The organism is Streptomyces sp. NPDC048057 (assembly GCF_040653095.1).
In the GTDB taxonomy this organism is placed as follows: Bacteria; Actinomycetota; Actinomycetes; order Streptomycetales; family Streptomycetaceae; genus Streptomyces.
In genome coordinates this window covers 176,014-191,743 of the sequence record NZ_JBEZNF010000004.1, presented here as the reverse complement: position 1 = coordinate 191,743, position 15,730 = coordinate 176,014, and the positions used below count along the sequence as shown (strand labels likewise).

The 15,730-nt window shown below is 72.2% G+C and carries 12 protein-coding genes and 1 tRNA gene; 7 read left to right on the top strand and 6 right to left on the bottom strand.

Translation table 11 applies throughout. The features are described from left to right. Nucleotides 1-192: 192 nt before the first annotated feature. Nucleotides 193-1,002, bottom strand: coding sequence for a glycerophosphodiester phosphodiesterase (locus AB0E05_RS06205; RefSeq protein ID WP_361959564.1), 810 nt, complete (start codon nucleotides 1,000-1,002; stop codon nucleotides 193-195). Between the two features lie 273 nt (nucleotides 1,003-1,275). Between AB0E05_RS06205 and AB0E05_RS06200 the strand changes: the two genes are divergently transcribed. The 3 genes from AB0E05_RS06200 to AB0E05_RS06190 all read left to right on the top strand — a co-directional run bounded on the left by AB0E05_RS06200 (nucleotide 1,276) and on the right by AB0E05_RS06190 (nucleotide 4,013). Beyond that, nucleotides 1,276-2,943: a trypsin-like peptidase domain-containing protein gene (locus tag AB0E05_RS06200; protein WP_361959561.1), complete on the top strand. Its 1,668-nt coding sequence runs from the start codon at nucleotides 1,276-1,278 to the stop codon at nucleotides 2,941-2,943. Nucleotides 2,944-3,455: 512 nt separating this feature from the next. Next, entirely contained in the window at nucleotides 3,456-3,809 is a 354-nt protein-coding gene (locus tag AB0E05_RS06195; protein WP_361959558.1) for a DUF4333 domain-containing protein, read from the top strand. A gap of 119 nt (nucleotides 3,810-3,928) precedes the next feature. Continuing rightward, nucleotides 3,929-4,013 (top strand) — tRNA-Ser (locus AB0E05_RS06190). A 246-nt stretch (nucleotides 4,014-4,259) separates the two neighbouring features. Here the strand turns inward: AB0E05_RS06190 and AB0E05_RS06185 are convergent. Further along, on the bottom strand, nucleotides 4,260-4,748 hold the full coding sequence (locus tag AB0E05_RS06185) for an N-acetylmuramoyl-L-alanine amidase (RefSeq protein WP_361959555.1): 489 nt from the start codon (nucleotides 4,746-4,748) through the stop codon (nucleotides 4,260-4,262). 560 nt (nucleotides 4,749-5,308) lie between these two features. Continuing rightward, on the bottom strand, nucleotides 5,309-6,772 hold the full coding sequence (locus AB0E05_RS06180) for an amidase (RefSeq protein ID WP_361959552.1): 1,464 nt from the start codon (nucleotides 6,770-6,772) through the stop codon (nucleotides 5,309-5,311). Nucleotides 6,773-6,973: 201 nt separating this feature from the next. Here AB0E05_RS06180 and AB0E05_RS06175 point away from each other — a divergent pair, with 201 nt between their 5' ends. Further along, nucleotides 6,974-7,567, top strand: coding sequence for a helix-turn-helix domain-containing protein (locus AB0E05_RS06175; RefSeq protein WP_361959549.1), 594 nt, complete (start codon nucleotides 6,974-6,976; stop codon nucleotides 7,565-7,567). Nucleotides 7,568-7,685: 118 nt separating this feature from the next. Next, nucleotides 7,686-8,648: a GNAT family N-acetyltransferase gene (locus AB0E05_RS06170; protein ID WP_361959546.1), complete on the top strand. Its 963-nt coding sequence runs from the start codon at nucleotides 7,686-7,688 to the stop codon at nucleotides 8,646-8,648. On the opposite strand, the gene AB0E05_RS06165 is transcribed toward AB0E05_RS06170, so the two are convergent. Continuing rightward, nucleotides 8,576-9,199: a GNAT family protein gene (locus tag AB0E05_RS06165; RefSeq protein ID WP_361959543.1), complete on the bottom strand. Its 624-nt coding sequence runs from the start codon at nucleotides 9,197-9,199 to the stop codon at nucleotides 8,576-8,578. The two genes, AB0E05_RS06170 and AB0E05_RS06165, sit on opposite strands and share 73 nt — an antisense overlap. A gap of 178 nt (nucleotides 9,200-9,377) precedes the next feature. On the opposite strand from AB0E05_RS06165, the gene AB0E05_RS06160 reads away from it, so the two are divergent. Further along, nucleotides 9,378-10,178 carry a VOC family protein gene (locus AB0E05_RS06160; RefSeq protein ID WP_361959540.1) on the top strand — a complete coding sequence of 267 codons (801 nt, stop codon included), beginning with the start codon at nucleotides 9,378-9,380 and terminating at the stop codon, nucleotides 10,176-10,178. Here AB0E05_RS06160 and AB0E05_RS06155 read toward each other — a convergent pair. Further along, the gene (locus AB0E05_RS06155) at nucleotides 10,141-13,818 is read right to left on the bottom strand and encodes a hypothetical protein (RefSeq protein WP_361959537.1); all 3,678 of its coding nucleotides are present in this window, start codon (nucleotides 13,816-13,818) and stop codon (nucleotides 10,141-10,143) included. The genes AB0E05_RS06160 and AB0E05_RS06155 overlap by 38 nt on opposite strands. A 285-nt stretch (nucleotides 13,819-14,103) precedes the next feature. Beyond that, a complete protein-coding gene (locus AB0E05_RS06150; RefSeq protein WP_361959534.1) occupies nucleotides 14,104-15,033 on the bottom strand; it encodes a bifunctional DNA primase/polymerase in 930 nt (309 codons plus the stop codon). Between the two features lie 382 nt (nucleotides 15,034-15,415). On the opposite strand from AB0E05_RS06150, the gene AB0E05_RS06145 reads away from it, so the two are divergent. Then, entirely contained in the window at nucleotides 15,416-15,724 is a 309-nt protein-coding gene (locus AB0E05_RS06145; protein WP_361959531.1) for a hypothetical protein, read from the top strand. The last annotated feature ends 6 nt before the right edge of the window (nucleotides 15,725-15,730 follow it).

Sequence of the window (15,730 nt, the reverse complement as noted above, 5' to 3'; positions counted from 1 at the left end):
GGTGCACTCCCCGTAGTGGTTGCCCTGGCCAAGCATGGTGGGGCGGAGGGTGGTGAACCGCACCGTAGGGGTACGAATGCGACGGTACGTCGCGGTCGACGGGCGTCCCGTGTGTGCTTCGTCTCTCCGCGGTTCTTCTTGGGTTCGGGCAGCCGTTCTTGAGGCGGGACTCAGCCGTGGCTGATGCGGGACTCAGCCCCGGCCGAGTTGGGCGAGCACCTGGCGCGGCCGGTTGGTGATGATCGCCTCGACGCCGAGGCGGGCGCACAGCTCCACGTCCTCCGGTTCGTTCACCGTCCACACGTGGACCCGCTGGCCGGCCCGGTGCAGCCGCTCGACGTACCCGGGGTGGTTGCGCACCAGTCGGATGCCGGGCCCGGCGATCCGCGAGCCGGCCGGCAGCCGCCCGTCGCGCAGCCGGGGCCCGATGAACTGCATCAGATAGACGGTGGGCAGGGTGGGTGCCGCGACCGCGACCCGGTTCAGGGAACGGGCCGAGAAGCTCATGATCCGCACCGGGGACTCCTCCGGGCCCGCGGGCGCCGCGAGCCCGAACCGGCCGAGGAGCTGGAGCAGCTTCTCCTCCACCTGCCCGGCCCAGCGCGTCGGGTGCTTGGTCTCGATCGCCAGCTCCACGCGGCGCCCGGAGTCGGCGACGAGCTCCAGCAGCCGCTCCAGCGTCAGTACGGAGGTGAGCGACGGATCCCCCCAGTCGGGGCTCTCGGTGGAGTCCTCGCGCCCCTTCCACGTACCGAAGTCGAGCGCGGCGAGGTCGGCGAGTTCCAGCGCGGAGACGGCGCCCCGGCCGTTGGACGTGCGGTTGACGCGGCGGTCGTGGACGCAGACGAGATGGCCGTCGGCGGTGAGCCGCACGTCGCATTCGAGCGCGTCGGCGCCGTCCTCGATGGCCTTCATGTACGCGGCCAGGGTGTGCTCGGGGGCGTCCTCCGAGGCACCGCGGTGGGCCACGACCTGGATGTGGGGCTGCCGTGCTGGGGTCACCGCGTCATGGTGTCACCGGCGCGGGCCGGGGCAGGGGTGGGGGTGTCGGATCGGGGCGCCGGTGCGGCCGTTGGCGCCGTGGCCGGAGTGGTTGGCGGCGCGGTGGGCGGCGTGGCTGACGGCGCGCCCATTATGTCCGTTGTAAGGGAATGCCGGGATACGCACAGCTCCTGCTTACAGTGGCCTGACGGGCCTTGGGAAATGCTTGTCTGAGACAGCTGCGGAGCGGATTTTCCGGCCGACCAGAGCTTGTGGACCTTAGAGGAGAAAAGCGTGAGCACCGAGAACGACGGCCACGAGGGCACTGCGCAGCCGGCCGCCCCGTCCGTACCTCCCGTGCCGGCAGCCGCTCCTCAGGGCCCGCCCCCGCCGCCGGCCCCGCCAGCGGCTCCCGCGCCCCCCGCCCCGCCGTCGCCCCCGGCGTACGGCCAGGACGCGACGCAGGTGCAGGACGCCGCGGCTGAGGCCCCGGCCCCGCCGGCCCCGGTTCACCAGGCTCCGGCGCAGGACGCGACGCCCGAGCAGCAGCCCGCGGCGTACGGCGAGGCGGCGCCGCACGGCCAGCCCCCGGCGCACGGCCAGCCCCCGGCGCACGGACAGTCCGCTGCGTACGGGCAGGACACGGCGCACGGCAAGTCCGGTGCGTACGGGCAGGACACGGCGTACGGCCAGAGCGTGGGTCATGCGCAGGCCGGCGCCTGGCCCCCGCCCCCGCCTCCGCACGCCGCGGCCCCCGGCAGCGGTGACGGCACGGTCTGGGGTGCCCCGGTCCAGCCCGCCGCCAAGCCCCCGCGCAAGCGCCCCGGCGCCCTGGCCGCCGCCGTCCTCGTCGCCGCCCTGGTGGCGGGCGCCGTCGGCGGCGCCGCGGGCTTCTGGGCCGGCGGTCGCGAGGACGGCCCCGACGACTCGACGACCGTCACCGCCTCCGAGATCCCCAAGGACCTCAAGCGCGACCCCGGCACGATCGCCGCGGTCGCCGCGAACGCGCTGCCCAGCGTCGTCACGATCGAAGCGAAGTCCGGCGGCGGCGACAGCTCCGGCGACCTCGGCGGCCGACCCGACTCCGGCACGGGCACCGGCACCGGCTTCGTCTACGACAAGCAGGGCCACATCCTCACCAACAACCACGTCGTCGCGACCGCGGCCGAGAACGGCACCCTCTCCGCCACGTTCTCGAACGGCAAGACGTACGACGCGGAGGTCGTCGGCCGCGCCGAGGGCTACGACGTCGCCGTACTGAAGCTGAAGGACGCCCCCACCGGGCTGACCCCGCTCGCCCTCGGTGACTCCAACAAGGTCGCCGTCGGCGACTCCACCATCGCCATCGGCGCCCCCTTCGGCCTGTCCAACACGGTCACCACCGGCATCATCAGCGCGAAGAACCGCCCGGTCGCCTCCGGCGACGGCGACAAGAACTCCTACATGAGCGCCCTCCAGACGGACGCCTCCATCAACCCCGGCAACTCGGGCGGCCCGCTCCTCGACTCCCGCGGCTCGGTCATCGGCATCAACTCCGCCATCCAGTCCACCGGCGGCGGCCTCGGCCAGTCCCAGGCCGGCTCCATCGGCCTCGGCTTCGCCATCCCCATCAACCAGGCGAAGAACGTCGCGGAGCAGCTCATCAAGACCGGCAAGCCGGTCTACCCGGTCATCGGCGCCGTCATCGGCATCGCCGACCCCACCACCACCGGCGCCAAGATCGCCCCCGAGGGCACCGGCGGCGCCCCCGCCGTCCCGCCGAACGGCCCCGCGGCCAAGGCCGGCCTGAAGCCGGGCGACGTCATCACCAAGCTGAACGACAAGCCCATCGACAGCGGCCCCACCCTTATCAGCGAGATCTGGAACCACAAGCCCGGCGACCAGGTCACCCTCACCTACGAGCGCAACGGCAAGGAATCCACCACCCCGGTCACCCTCGGCTCCCGCACCGGCGACAGCTGACGCGACACCCCTGGGCCCCGTCGACCACGCGTCGGCGGGGCCCTGCGCGTTCCTGAAGAGGAGAGGCCCCACGGCTCCTCCGCCGTTCGCCACGCGGCCGCCCGCCCGGGTGCTCGGCACCAGGTCCGTTTCCAGGTAGCCCGCCGCCCGCTTCTTGTCGCTCGACGAACTGGCAAGCGTCTGCTCGACGGAGCTTCCGGATCCCATGGCACCCCCCGCTACGGTCGTGCCTCACCCGTCGCGCGCCCAGCAACCGGTGAACACAACCTTGTTGGGGGCGTCAGCGGCTCCTCATCGAGCCTCGGTGCGCATTCCGATATCCGCGCGGAAACGCGTACAAGCCGTACCCAATTGAGGCCCGTTGGCGGCCATCGGCACGGCCGATGCGAGCCGCGGGGCTCGTGCGGCAGGCGACGTGTGCCCTTCCCGCGTACCGGCACCCCAAGAGAACGAGGCCAACGCGCCGAGTAGGCTTCCTGCTTCCCGCCCAGATCCCCGGACCGGAGTCCACCATGACCGCAACCCGGTTGACCGCAGCAACGTCGATCTTCACGGCAGTGGCCGCCAGTGCACTGCTCGTCGGGTGCTCGGCCGAGGCCGAGGTCAGAACGTCCGAGGCGAAGATGTCCAAGAACAAGCTGGCCGACACGGTGGCCGAGAAGCTCGCCGAGACGACGGGTCAGCCGAAGCCGAAGGTCACCTGCCCCGACGACCTCGCCGGCAAGGTCGACACCACCACCCGGTGCGAACTCACGGCGGGCGACGGCAGCACCCTGGGCGTGACGGTCAAGGTGACCTCGGTCGAAGGCGACCAGATCAACTTCGACATCAAGGCTGACGACACACCCACGCCAGCCACGAACTGACCCCAAAGCTCACACTCCCCTCCCGGCCCAGCCCCACCCTCCGGTGGACACTCCTCCGCACCGAGCCCCTCCAGCCGGTACTCTGTACCCCGCTCCGCGCCGGACGAGGCGGGGCGCTGGGTGGGTTGCCCGAGCGGCCTAAGGGAACGGTCTTGAAAACCGTCGTGGCGCGAGTCACCGTGGGTTCAAATCCCACACCCACCGCGTGCAGATCAGCGTATGCGCTGGTCAGAAGGGGTGCCCCGCGCTGAGGGGCACCCCTTCCGCATGTGGCCTGTCCCTCTCTGATTCCCCTCTGGCACGTCGCTGACCAGTGTCTGCGGACCAGGGGTGGACCAGGTTTCGACCTGGAGAACCGAAGCCACAGGTTGGAGCCGGTATCCATCTGCTGGTGCTGGTGCTGGTGCTGGTGCTGCGGTGCGACGGAATGTCGCCGCGCGCTCGGTGCCGTCACGTCCGTAGTGACTGCCGCACGCGCTTCATGATGGCGTCGCGCTGTGCCGCCCGTCGCGGGCCGGGGCACGCGTGGCCGCCCCACGCGGCGCCGCCCATGGAGTGGGTGCCGAGGCCGCGGCCCTGGGGGGTGTTCGTCACTTCGAGGGGCCAGGCGTGGACGCGGGCGCCCCAGGTGTAGACGTGGGCGACGGCTTCGATCTGGGCTGGGGTGAGGGGTTTGCCGGTGAAGCCGGACGTTTCGATCGAGGCCCAGTCGGCGTTGCCCGCGCGTTGGGTCCAGGCGCGGTCGTGGATCGATACGTACTGCTCGATCTCACCCGCTTGCGACACCCAGAAGTGGGCCGAACTCCGCGTCCCGGGGGCGGAGAAGCGCTCGAAGAGAGATCCCTCGCCCTCCTGGACGTGCAGTATCAGGCCCCGTTGCACCTCCCGGCCGCCCGGGGTGAAGTTCGCTTCGATCGGCTTTCGGGAGATGCCTTCCATCCACCCGGGAGGGCTGGCGGCGGGGGAGGCCGACGTTCGACGGATGCCCTGTGACGGTGGCGGCGCAGCGGGTGCCTGCCGCGGTGGCCGGTCCGGTCGGAGGAGGAGGGCCGCCGACAGGGGGGTGAGGACGAGCCCTCCGCCGAGGGCGAGGACGCCGCGTCGGCTCGGCCGGCGGTGGGCCGGTGTCACGGACGCCTCGTACCGGTGGTGGTCGTCGCGCCGTTCTTCCCGGAGGTCACCATGGCGACGAGAGTGCCTCCGCAACATGGTCAGCACTGCATGAGCATGTGATGGGACGGCAACATCGGACCTCAAAGGCCCGCTCGCGGGCTGTCGTTGATCTGGCTCGCCCTGGAGTCCTGGGGCTGGACGCCACGGTGGAGCCTGGTCCGTCCCTGGGGACGGGTCTTCCCGCGCTGGGTGCCGTCCCTGCGCGGAAGGCGCGTCCCGCGCTGGCTCCCCCCATCCCCGCGCTGATCGGCGCCGCGCCCCTCCTCCCGTACGGGGTGATCGGAGTCGGTTACCCCGCCAGGCAGACGGGACTTCGAAGACACGACCTAGTGCGCGCCCGCCAAGCTCCCCGCCCACACCGGCGGCCTCCGGTCCGCCCACGGGCTCGCCTGCTCCAACTGACCCGCGAGGCGGAACAGGCGGCCCTCCAGTCCGTAACCCGACGCGAACTGCATGCCGATCGGGAGGCCGGTCGTCGGGTCGGGCGGTGCGGGGACGGACATCGCGGGGGTGCCCGACACGTTGAAGGGAGCGGTGAAGGGGGAGTGGTCGAGCAGACGGCGGAGCCAGCCGAGGCCGTCCAGGGACTCGGCGCCCTCGGCGTGGGTGCCGAGGGGGACCGGGAGGTCCGGGGTCGTCGGGGTGAGCAGGACGTCGTACGCGGTGAAGTGGCCGGCCAGGGTGCGGGCGACGCGGTTGCGGACCGCGAGGGCGGCGACGAGTTCGGGGCCGGTGACGCCCCGGCCGTACGCGTAGCTCGCGAGGACCGGCGGCTCCAGGGTGGTGGAGTCGATCGGCCGGCTGAAGGCGGTGGCCAGTTCGTCGATGGAGGCCGTGAGGTTCGCCGTCCACTGGCGGGCGCTGGCCAGCACGAACTCGTCCCAGTCCACGCCGAGGTCGACCTCCGCCCCGACCTCCGTCACCCGGTGGCCGAGCGATTCGAGGAGGCGGACGGTGCGGGCGAGGGCGTCGGCCACGGGCGGGGTGGTGCGGTGGCCGCCCCACGCCTGGGCGAGGACGCCGATGCGCAGTGCGCCCGGGTCGCGGGTGACCTCTTGTGCGTACGGGCGCGGCGGCTCGGGCGCGACGTAGGGGTCGCCCGGCTCCGGGCCGCGGATCTGGTCGAGCAGCACCGCGCTGTCGCGTACGGAGCGGCTGACGCTGCCGTGGACGGCGAGGCCGTTGAAGACCTCGTCGAAGTGGGGGCCCGCGGAGACCCGGGCGCGGGTGGGCTTCAGGCCGAAGAGGCCGTTGTGCGCGGCGGGGACGCGGATCGAGCCCGCGGCGTCGGTGGCGTGCGCGATCGGGACGACGCCGGCGGCGACGGCCGCGCCCGCGCCCCCGCTGGAACCGCCCGCGCTGCGCTGCGTGTCCCAGGGGTTGCGGGTCGCGCCGTACAGCACCGGCTCCGTCGTGTTGCTGTACGCCATCTCCGGCGTGGAGGTGCGGCCGAACGTCACGAGGCCGGCGCGGCGGAAGCGGTGCATCAGGGCGGAGTCGACGTCGGCGGTGTGGCCGGCGGCGAGCCGGCTGCCGAGCTCCATGCGCCGGCCGGCCATGAAGACGGCGATGTCCTTGATGAGGAAGGGGACACCGGCGAGGGGCGAGGTGCTGCGGGGGGTGAGGGCGTTGTCGGCGGGCCAGGTCTCCACGACCGCGTTGATCTGTGCGTCGACGACGTACGCGGCCCGGCGCGCGGCTGCCTCCACCTCGTCGGGGGCCACCTCGCCCCGGGCCATCAGCTCCGCCAGTCCGACCGCGTCGAAGTTCACGTACTCGGCAACCTTCACAGTCCCTCTCCCAGTCCAGTCGTCGACGACGGATCGCCGGATCGATACCGTTCGGTTCTTTACGGTACCCATCGGTATCGCTCGGGACGTGCTGGTACCGTAACAGGGGTGCAACGGGCCGGTCCGCACCACACCGGCCGTCACACCGGACCTCCAGACGTCCGGATGCCCGGATGTGAGAGAACGAGCGAGCGGGTAGTCATGGCATCGACCGCCAGCAGACCGAGCAGGGTGGCGAAACTGCCGCCGCGCGAGCGCATCCTCGACGCGGCCGAGGAGCTCTTCCAGCGCGAAGGGATCCGACGGGTCGGCGTGCAGGCGATCGCCGAGCGGGCCGAGACCACCAAGATGGCGATCTACCGGCACTTCGAGACCAAGGACGCACTGGTCGCGGAGTGGCTGCGGATCGTCGCCGCGGACTACCAGGCGGCGTTCGACCGGGTCGAGGCCGAACATCCCGACCGGCCCCGGGAGCAGATCCTCGGCCTGGCCCGCTTCATCGCCGACGGGCTGCCGGCGATCTCGCACCGGGGCTGCCCGTTCATCAACTCGATCGCCGAACTGCCCGACCGCGACCACCCCGCACGGCGGGTGATCGAGGAGCACAAGGCGCTCCAGACCCGCCGACTGGTCGGGATGTGCACCGCGGCCGGGCTGCCCGACCCCGAACAGACCGCGGCGGAGATCACCTTCGTACTGGAAGGCGCGCAGGTCAGCACGCAGAACGGCAGCATCGACGGGGCGGGGGAACGGCTGCTGCGGATCGTCGAGGGGGTCGTGGCGCGGCACGCCTGACGGTGTAGCCGGGGCCCGGGCCGGCGGGCTCCCCTATGTCGCGGAATGCCGTCGATTGACGGCGATTGCCCTACGGAAAACCATTGGCGCGCGCCCTCCGCCTCGAAAAGCATGGGGGATGCGCTCAGACCTCCAGCACCCGCAGCACGCTCAGCACTCGCAACACCAGTGGCACCTCACCGACGACGCCGGCGACTTCCTCGCCCACGCCGGCGACTTCCTGCGCTCCGACCCCGTCCTGCACACCACACCGCTCTCGGTCACCGAGAAGCTGCGCACCCAGGGGCCCGGCGCGTACGGCCCCAAGGCCCCCGTCCTCGGCCGGTTGGAGTCGGACGGCGAGGTCCGCGCCACCTTCCACCGCCTCTCGGGCGGCGGCCTCAGCCCCACCGCCCTCACCCCCGAGCAGGCTGACGGCCTCGCCGCGCACCTGCTCTCCCTCGGGCACACCCTGCCCCACGTCACCGCGGAGGAGAGCACCGCGAACGCCTTCGCCGAGGCGTGGCAGCGGCGTACGGGCGCGACGTACGCGCCGCGCGTACGGCTCCGGCTGAACCGGCTCGGCACGCTCACCCCGCCGGACCCCTTCCCCGAGGGGCGCGGCCGACTGGTGGGCGAGCCGGAGCATGAGCACCTGATGCAGTGGTGCCGCGAGTTCGCCGCGGACGTCGGCGAGGACGTCACCATCGACGCCGACACCTGGGCCGGCACGCGCTTCGCCGAGAAGCACTACACGTACTGGGAGACCCCGGACGGCACGCCCGTCTCCATGGCCGGCGTGAATCCGCTGGTCGGCGGCCAGGTCCGGATCGACCCCGTGTACACCCCGGCCCACCTGCGCGGACGCGGCTACGCCGGCGCCGTCACGGTCGAGGTCAGCCGGGCCGCGCTCGCTGCGGGCGCCAAGGAGGTCGTGCTGTACACGAACGCGGCGAACCCCACGAGCAACGCCCTGTACCAGCGCGTCGGTTACGTCCCTGTGGCCGAGGTCGTCGTGTACGACTTCTCCTATCCGGCGGACGGCGCTGCACCGGCGGACGGCGCTGCACCGGAGGCCGCAGGGACGGAGGCCGCCGGCTGAGCGTCGGCGAACTTGTCGGCGAACTCCTCGGCGAGCATGCCCATCAACACGAGGTCGTGGTGCCGACCGGCCGTGAACACGTGGTCCCGAAGGCGCCCCTCCTCGACGAAGCCGAGCCGGCGGTGGAGCGCCAATGACGGCTCGTTGTGGGCGAGGATCCGCGCCTGGCACTTGTGGAAGCGCCGCTCGCTGAACATGTAGCGCAGCAGGAGGACGGCGGCTTCCGACGCGTAGCCGCGGTGTCGATGGGTGGCGCCGATGGTGACGCCGTACTCGAACCAGCCAGCGCGGGCGTCGGCGTGGTGCGACCCGACCGCGCCGACGATCTCGCCGCTGTCGACGGCCTCCACGGCCAGTTGGAACCGATCGCCGTCCCCCGCTCCGGCCGTGGCGCGCTCCCGCGTCCAGTTTCGGTGTTCCTCGGCGGATCGAGGGGGCTGTATGAGGTCGCCGAGCCCCTCCTCGTCGACGGCGAAGCGCATGAACGCCGTCCAGTCGTCGGGCTCGATGCCCCGCAGCCGTACGCGTTCGCCCGTCCAGAAGGAGGTCATCCCTCATTTGATCACCCGGGAGTGCGGGCGGGGAACGGAGCGGTGCGAGGGCGGGTTCTGGGTCGGCACGCGCTTTATTCGAATAAGAGTTCGGATTCGGCGGGCGTTCTGCGCCGTGAGTGACTAGCGTGAAAGCGGAGGCACCGGACGGCGCCAACGATCGGGAGGCGGCACAGCCATGACCGTGAAACCCCAGGGAACTCCTGTCTGGGCCGACGCGATGTTCGCGGACGTCGAGGGGGCGAAGAAGTTCTACGGCGCCGTTCTCGGCTGGACTTTCGGGGAGATGCCGTCGGATCAGGGCGCGTACGCGCAGGCTTATGCGGACGGGAAGGCGGTCGCCGCCGTCGTCCCGCCGATGCCCGGCGAGGAGGGCACCTCGCGCTGGTGCCTGTACCTGGCCTCGTCCGACGTCGCCGCCACCGCGGCCGAGGTGCAGCGCCACGGCGGCCGGGTGCTGCTGGAGCCGACGCAGGTCGACGACCTGGGGGTGCTGTGCATCGCCAGCGATCCCGACGGCGTCGTCTTCGGCGTGTGGCAGGCCGGGGTGCACGAGGGCTTCGAGGCGACGAAAGAACAGCCCGGCGCGTTCTGCTGGGCCGAGGTCTTCACCCGTGAGCCGGCGCGGGCGGACGCCTTCTTCCCCGCCGTCTTCGGCTACACGTCCCAGCAGATGGACGACCCGAACGTGGACTTCCGGATCTACCACGTCGAGGGCGAGCCCGTCCTGGGGCGGATGAAGATGACGGACGACTTCCCGCCCGAGGTGCCCCCGTACGTCAACGTGTACTTCAGCGTCTCCGGGTGCGACGAGGCCGTGGCCCGGGCGACCGGGCTCGGTGCCGTGCTCCGCTACGGGCCGGTGGACAGCCCCTTCGGGCGCTACGCCTCGCTCACCGACCCGCAGGGCGCCGACTTCTCGATCCTGGACGTCACCCACCTCACCGGCGAGGAGCCGGAACTGACCGACCTCCCCTGACCCCGTCCGGCACCGGCGCGGCCAGCACGTCCTGCGCACCAGGTATGTCCGGTGCATCGGGTGCACCCGGCGCTTCGGCCACGTCCGCCCCGGCTTCCGCGTCCGCCGCGGTCAACCACGCCGACAACTGCCGCAGCCGCAACCGCCGCGGGGCATACGTACTCGGGTCCGCGATCAGCTCCCGCATCCACCCCACCGCTTCGGCCACCGCCTCCGCCCGCTCGATGTCCATCAGCAGCCGCAGCTCCGACTGCTGCGGCGGATACGGCATCCCGATCGCGTGCCGCCACAGCTCCAGCGCCGCGGCGCGCTCACCCAGCGCCGCCAACCCCTGGGCGATGTCGCAGAGGTGTTGCCAGGTGAGTTCGCTGTGCTCCTTCGCCGTCTCGACGACGTACGGGATGGACGTACGCCCTTCCAACTCGCCCAGGGTCTCCAGGGCCAGCAGCACGTCCGTGCTCTGCACCGTGCCGAGGTCGATCAGCTCCCTGGCGAAGTGGCAGGCCGCGGCGGAGAGTTGCGGCGCCTCCTCCTCGTAGCCGGCGAAGGCGTCCAGGACGCCGTGCAACCAGGCGCTGTTGATCGCCAGGCCGGGGCACTCGTCCCAGATCGTCCGCAACTGCTCGGCCGCGCCCTCGCCCGCCACCTGCAGCAGGACGTCCACCGACTGTTGGTAGCGCTTGTGGGACAGATTGGGCGTGCGCAGCGCGCACTCGGCCAACTCGCCCGCCTCCGCACGGGCGCCCGCGTCGAGCAGCACCTCCGCCGTCTCCGCCCGTGAGTACCCCTCAAGGAGCCGGCCGCGGTCGATCCTCGTCATGACCTCGTCGACCACCGCCGGGCCGCCGGACGCCAGCCAGGTGGACACGACGGCGCCGCCCTCGAACGTGCCCCAACGGTGGTCGGTCAGGGTGTCCTTGGCCCAGTCGGCGATCTGCGACTCCGCCGCGAAGACGGCGATCGACGAGAGCAGCGCGGCCGGGGTGTCCAAGTCGTGCCCCTGGTCGGCGCTGCTGCCGGCGACCGCCTCCAGCACCGTCGCCACCGCGTCCGCGCCCCGCACCTTGACCCAGGTCCTGGCCGCGGACGTGAGCGCCGTCGAGTCGGGGGTGCCCGAGCGCAGCACCTCGCCGGCGAGGAGCGCCGCCGCCTCCGACTCGCCGGCCTCCTCCAAGACCTTCGCGACGGTGGCCCGGCCCTGCTGGTCCACGGCGGGGCGCTGCTGCGCCAGCTGCGCCACGATCGCCGCCTCCGCCGGGATCGCCTGCGTCCAGGCTTCCGCGGCTTCCTTGAGCTGGGGCGAGCCGGCGAACGGGTCCGTCAGCACCTCACGCGCCAGGGTCGCCGCCTCCTCGGGCTGGCCCAGCCGCTCCAGCGCCACGGCGGACCGGGCCCGCAGGAACACGTTCGACTCCGGCCCGTGCGCGAGGGCCCAGGCGCGCCGGCGCACCGCCTCGCGCGCGCCGTCCCCGATCGAGCAGGCCACCTCGGCGGCCCGCGGCACGGCCCCGTAGATCCACCCCAGCACGGGGCCGAGCAGCCGCTCGGCCTCCTCCGCCTCCCCGGCCTGGCTGTACCCCTCGACCGCGTACAGCCGCAGCATCGGGCCGAGCGGCTCCGACGACGCCATGCGCGCCAGCCGCTCCAGGACGCTCGGCCGGCCGCCGAGGCCCCCGAGGACCTCCAGCGCCTCCTCGCTGTCGTCCACGTCGGCGTTGCGCGCGACCGCTTCGAGCCGGTCCAGGACCAGGGACTCCTCCGCCTCCCCCAGGGACACGCCCTCCGCCAGCAGGAGTCCGGCGAGCAACGACCGCTCGTGCCCGCCGCGCGTACCGGCCAGCAACTCGCCCGTGATGCGGCCCCCCGCGCACTCGGGGCGCTCGGACCACATGCAGAACACGAACATCACGAACGTCTGCTCGTCGTCCTTGTAGGCCCGCCGGATCCAGTCCTCGACGTCCGGGAACTCCGGCGGGATCTCCAGGGCGTACGACTGCGCGGCCATGAACTCCGCGAACGAGTGGTGCAGGAAGCGGTAGTCGTCGTCCGCGGGCACCAGCAGCCCCGTGCCCTGGAGGAACTCCCGGATCTCGGACTCCCAGCCCGCGGGCAGCGGTCGCCCGGCCGCGTGCTCCCGCACCCAGCGCAGCGCCGCCTTTGCCAGGGAACCCTCGCCCTCCGTGCGGCACCGGCCGAGGACGCCCAGCACTTCCTGCTTCTCCCCCTCCAGCCAGAGGTGGAAGGCGCGCCGCTCGGGGTCGTCGCGATGGCGCCGGTTCAGCTCGGCGCGGACCGCCGCCGCGCTCTCGCCGCGGGTCAACAAGTGTTCGCAGAAGCGCTGGTAGAGGCTGAGCCGACTGGTGGGCAGCGGGCGCGAGCGGTCGACCGTGGCGTTCACCGCGGCGATGGTGGCGAGCAGCGGATTGCGGACGAGCTCCTGGAGGCGGCCGTCCCGGGTCTCCTTGAGGAACCGGTCGGCGGCGGCGCGGGCCCGCTCCTTGTCCCCGTCGTACTGCGCCGCGAACCACTTGCCGGCGAAGTCCCGCAACTCGGCGTCCCGGAAGGGCTCCATCCCGTACGCGCCGACGAGCGGCGTGCGCAGCGGGGCGAGTTCGGACTCGGGCAGGGGGCGGGTGGTCACCACGAAGCGGTAGTCGCTGCCCGCGCGCGCGTGTTGGGCGATCGTACGGATCACTCCCGTGCGCGCGTCGTGGTCCGCGATTTCGTCCAGGCCGTCCACCATGACCAGCCAGCGCACGCCCTGCACCCGGCCGGCGAACAAGGCCGGGTCCGGATCGGCGACCAGGCTGCGGCCGAGGGTGCGCCGGGTCGCCTGGCACAGCACCGCGCTCCACGACCCGCCCTGGTCGACGAGGGTGCGGGCGGCGATACGCAGCGGGATGACGGGCTCGGGCACCGGCGCTTCGAGGCTGGTGTCCTGGCGGAGCCAGATCCGCGACAGCGTCCAGGCGAGATGGCTGGAGAGGGTCGACTTGCCGGCGCCGGGCTCGCCCGTGATCAACAGGTGGTCGTGGCGGGCGAGGGCGTCGGGGACGGGCAGCACCGCATCGAGCGCCGGGCCCTCATCCCGCGCGGAGTCCGTGGAGCGCCGGGCGCCGTCGCCGGCGGTCCGCACGTCACGCGGGGCGTGGCCCTCGCCGGCGCGGGCGGAGGCGCGGATCCGCGGGCGGACGTACACCGCGGACATCGGCGGCTCCTCCACCGCGAGCCGATCGTACGGAAGGCGCTCCACCGCCTTGCTCTGGGCCTCCACCAGATTGCGCAGGGCGAGGTCGGGCAGGGGGAGCTGCGACCAGGAGGTGAGGTGCGGGGCCCGGTCCGCGAGGCGGTCCGCGGCGGCGCGGTCCACGGCCTCCTTCGCGCGGGTCCACAGGGGCTCGACCTCGGCGGGGTCGCGGCCGAGGGCGACCGCGAGGGCGCGCACGACGTCCAACTTGAGGAACCGGGCGGCACCGTGGATGCCGTACACGACGTTCTTGTGGGCGATCTCGGCGCGCACGACCGCGTTCGGACTGGGGTAGCCGGCGTCCGCGATGGCCTGACTGAACCAGGCGGCCAGCTCTTCCAACTCCGGGTAGCGCTTGGGTCCGTCGTCCTTCGGCGGGCGATCTCCGGCCATGGATTCCCCATCCCCCTCCGCTGCTGCGGTCCGGCACCCGGTGTGCTGAGCTTCTCGAATTTCCGGGTGCTTCTTCAGCCTAGAGGGAAACTGACGACGCGTCGGAGGGTTGTGGACAGACCGCGGTCGAGAAGCCGTCGCCACCACCACTCATCCACAGGAGAGTGCCATGGGAGTGTCGGCACTAGCGGGTCTACCTGGGCTGATGGCGGAGCAGCACCCGATGCCGCTGACTGTTCTGATGGTCCTACCGGCGATCACGGCCGTGCTGCGGACGAGGTGCGGTCAGGTGCCGGTCATGCGGCGCGCGGAGGCGATCGTCGCGCGGGCTTCGCGTTCGGTGAGGCCCGCGCGGACGGCCGCGTCGGTGAGGGCGTCGGCGAGCGCGTCCCCGAAGCCGTTCTCGTACGCACGGCAAGCGGCCCAGAAGAGCCGGGTGTTGCGCTGCCCCTCCTGCGCGGCGAGGACGAAGTGGACGAGGCCCTGGGCGCGACCGGGGTCGTGAGCGGTGCCGTGGGAGGTGCGGGTGGGGTGGTGAGGGCGCGCGGGGGGCGCGACAAGGTGCAGAAGAGCGCGGGGGCAGGGGGCAGGTGAGAATCGGGCGCTCCCAGGCGCGAGTCGATACGTCCCCTGGGCGGTGACCGAGCCGGGGCCGACCAGGTAACCCCCAGCTCCGCGTACGTCGATGCCGGGCGCGAGCCGGCTCGCGGAGTTGGGGACGACGACGTCGGCGGGGCCGGTCAGCCAGAGGTGTCGGCCGCCGCTCGGGGTCAGGACGGTGACCGTCTCGGGGATCGTGAAGAGGTGCCGCAGGGCGAGGTCCCGGAGCGATGACAAGGAATCGGCCAGGGCGCGGTCGGCACCGCGGCCCGTGCCGGCGGCGCTGTCACCGGACCCGTTCGCTCCGAAGACGTCCAGGTCGATGCCGATCAGATGGTGCGGGGGCCGGCCGCAGGCGATGCCGTACCCCGTGGCCCAGGGCGCCGCGGCGAAGAGCGCCCGTACGGCCGCCGGGTCCGTGGTGGCGTCGTGGACGCCGTGTCCCGGGAACCCGCACTCGCCGCGGCACCGGTTCGGCAGGGCGTCCTTGCGGTGCGGCGAGCGCAGGGCCGGGAGCTTGGAGGCGGACAGCGGGATGACGGGGAGCCCGCGCTCCGCGGCGGAGAGGGCGTGGGCCAGGGCGAGGGTGACGGTCTGCCGATCGGTGATGGCCATGCTTCAGTTTCGTACGAGTGTTCGAAGAAAGGAAGGGTGCCATGTTGGCCAAAACGGTGCCGAAACGGTTCACCCCATGAGTTGGCCGGGTTCCGTACTGCGGCATCGATGGTTGGACGTCCCGGTCTGCGGTTTTGCGGGAGTGAAGGGGGTTTATCTGCTTGTCCTCACGCTTGAGGGCGAATCGCTCCGGGGCGGGTGGTTCGCCAGAGGATCGCTGGGCAACTCTGACTGCGCGACGTCGTGTTCAGATCCGGAGCGGTCGGCCAACCGCCCGGGATGTTGAGCGGAGCTCGGGCTCCGCAGCAGTGCACAGCACAGCAGTGGCCCGTCGGCACGTGCTCCTGCTGATCGATCTTTTGTGATTCTTGGAGGAAATGACATGGCAAGCGTCCGTACCGCCCGCGTTCTCGCCGCCGTCGCCGCCCTGCCCCTGACGGCCGCCCTCTTCACGGGCGTTGCCGCGGCCGACAACGGCGCCTTGGCGGGCGACGGATCCAATGCGGCCGTGGGCTCGATCATCGGCAGCGGCGTCGTCGGCGACAACCTGGGCAACTCCACCACCACCCAGCAGGTGGCCAGCGGACCCGGAGCCGCCAACCAGAACAACACCGCGAGCGTGAACGGTTCGGCCTTCACCGCCATCGACCAGGACAACGTGGCGGTGAACTTCACGCATCTGTGGTGGTAGGGGCCG

Excerpts from the sequence above, each read along its gene's own strand:
- AB0E05_RS06195 (WP_361959558.1), top strand. The coding sequence starts at position 3,456 with ATGACCGCAACCCGGTTGACCGCAGCAACGTCGATCTTCACGGCAGTG.
- AB0E05_RS06185 (WP_361959555.1), bottom strand. The coding sequence starts at position 4,748 with ATGGAAGGCATCTCCCGAAAGCCGATCGAAGCGAACTTCACCCCGGGC.
- AB0E05_RS06175 (WP_361959549.1), top strand. The coding sequence starts at position 6,974 with ATGGCATCGACCGCCAGCAGACCGAGCAGGGTGGCGAAACTGCCGCCG.
- AB0E05_RS06170 (WP_361959546.1), top strand. The coding sequence starts at position 7,686 with ATGCGCTCAGACCTCCAGCACCCGCAGCACGCTCAGCACTCGCAACAC.
- AB0E05_RS06165 (WP_361959543.1), bottom strand. The coding sequence starts at position 9,199 with ATGACCTCCTTCTGGACGGGCGAACGCGTACGGCTGCGGGGCATCGAG.
- AB0E05_RS06160 (WP_361959540.1), top strand. The coding sequence starts at position 9,378 with ATGACCGTGAAACCCCAGGGAACTCCTGTCTGGGCCGACGCGATGTTC.
- AB0E05_RS06155 (WP_361959537.1), bottom strand. The coding sequence starts at position 13,818 with ATGGCCGGAGATCGCCCGCCGAAGGACGACGGACCCAAGCGCTACCCG.
- AB0E05_RS06150 (WP_361959534.1), bottom strand. The coding sequence starts at position 15,033 with ATGGCCATCACCGATCGGCAGACCGTCACCCTCGCCCTGGCCCACGCC.
- AB0E05_RS06145 (WP_361959531.1), top strand. The coding sequence starts at position 15,416 with ATGGCAAGCGTCCGTACCGCCCGCGTTCTCGCCGCCGTCGCCGCCCTG.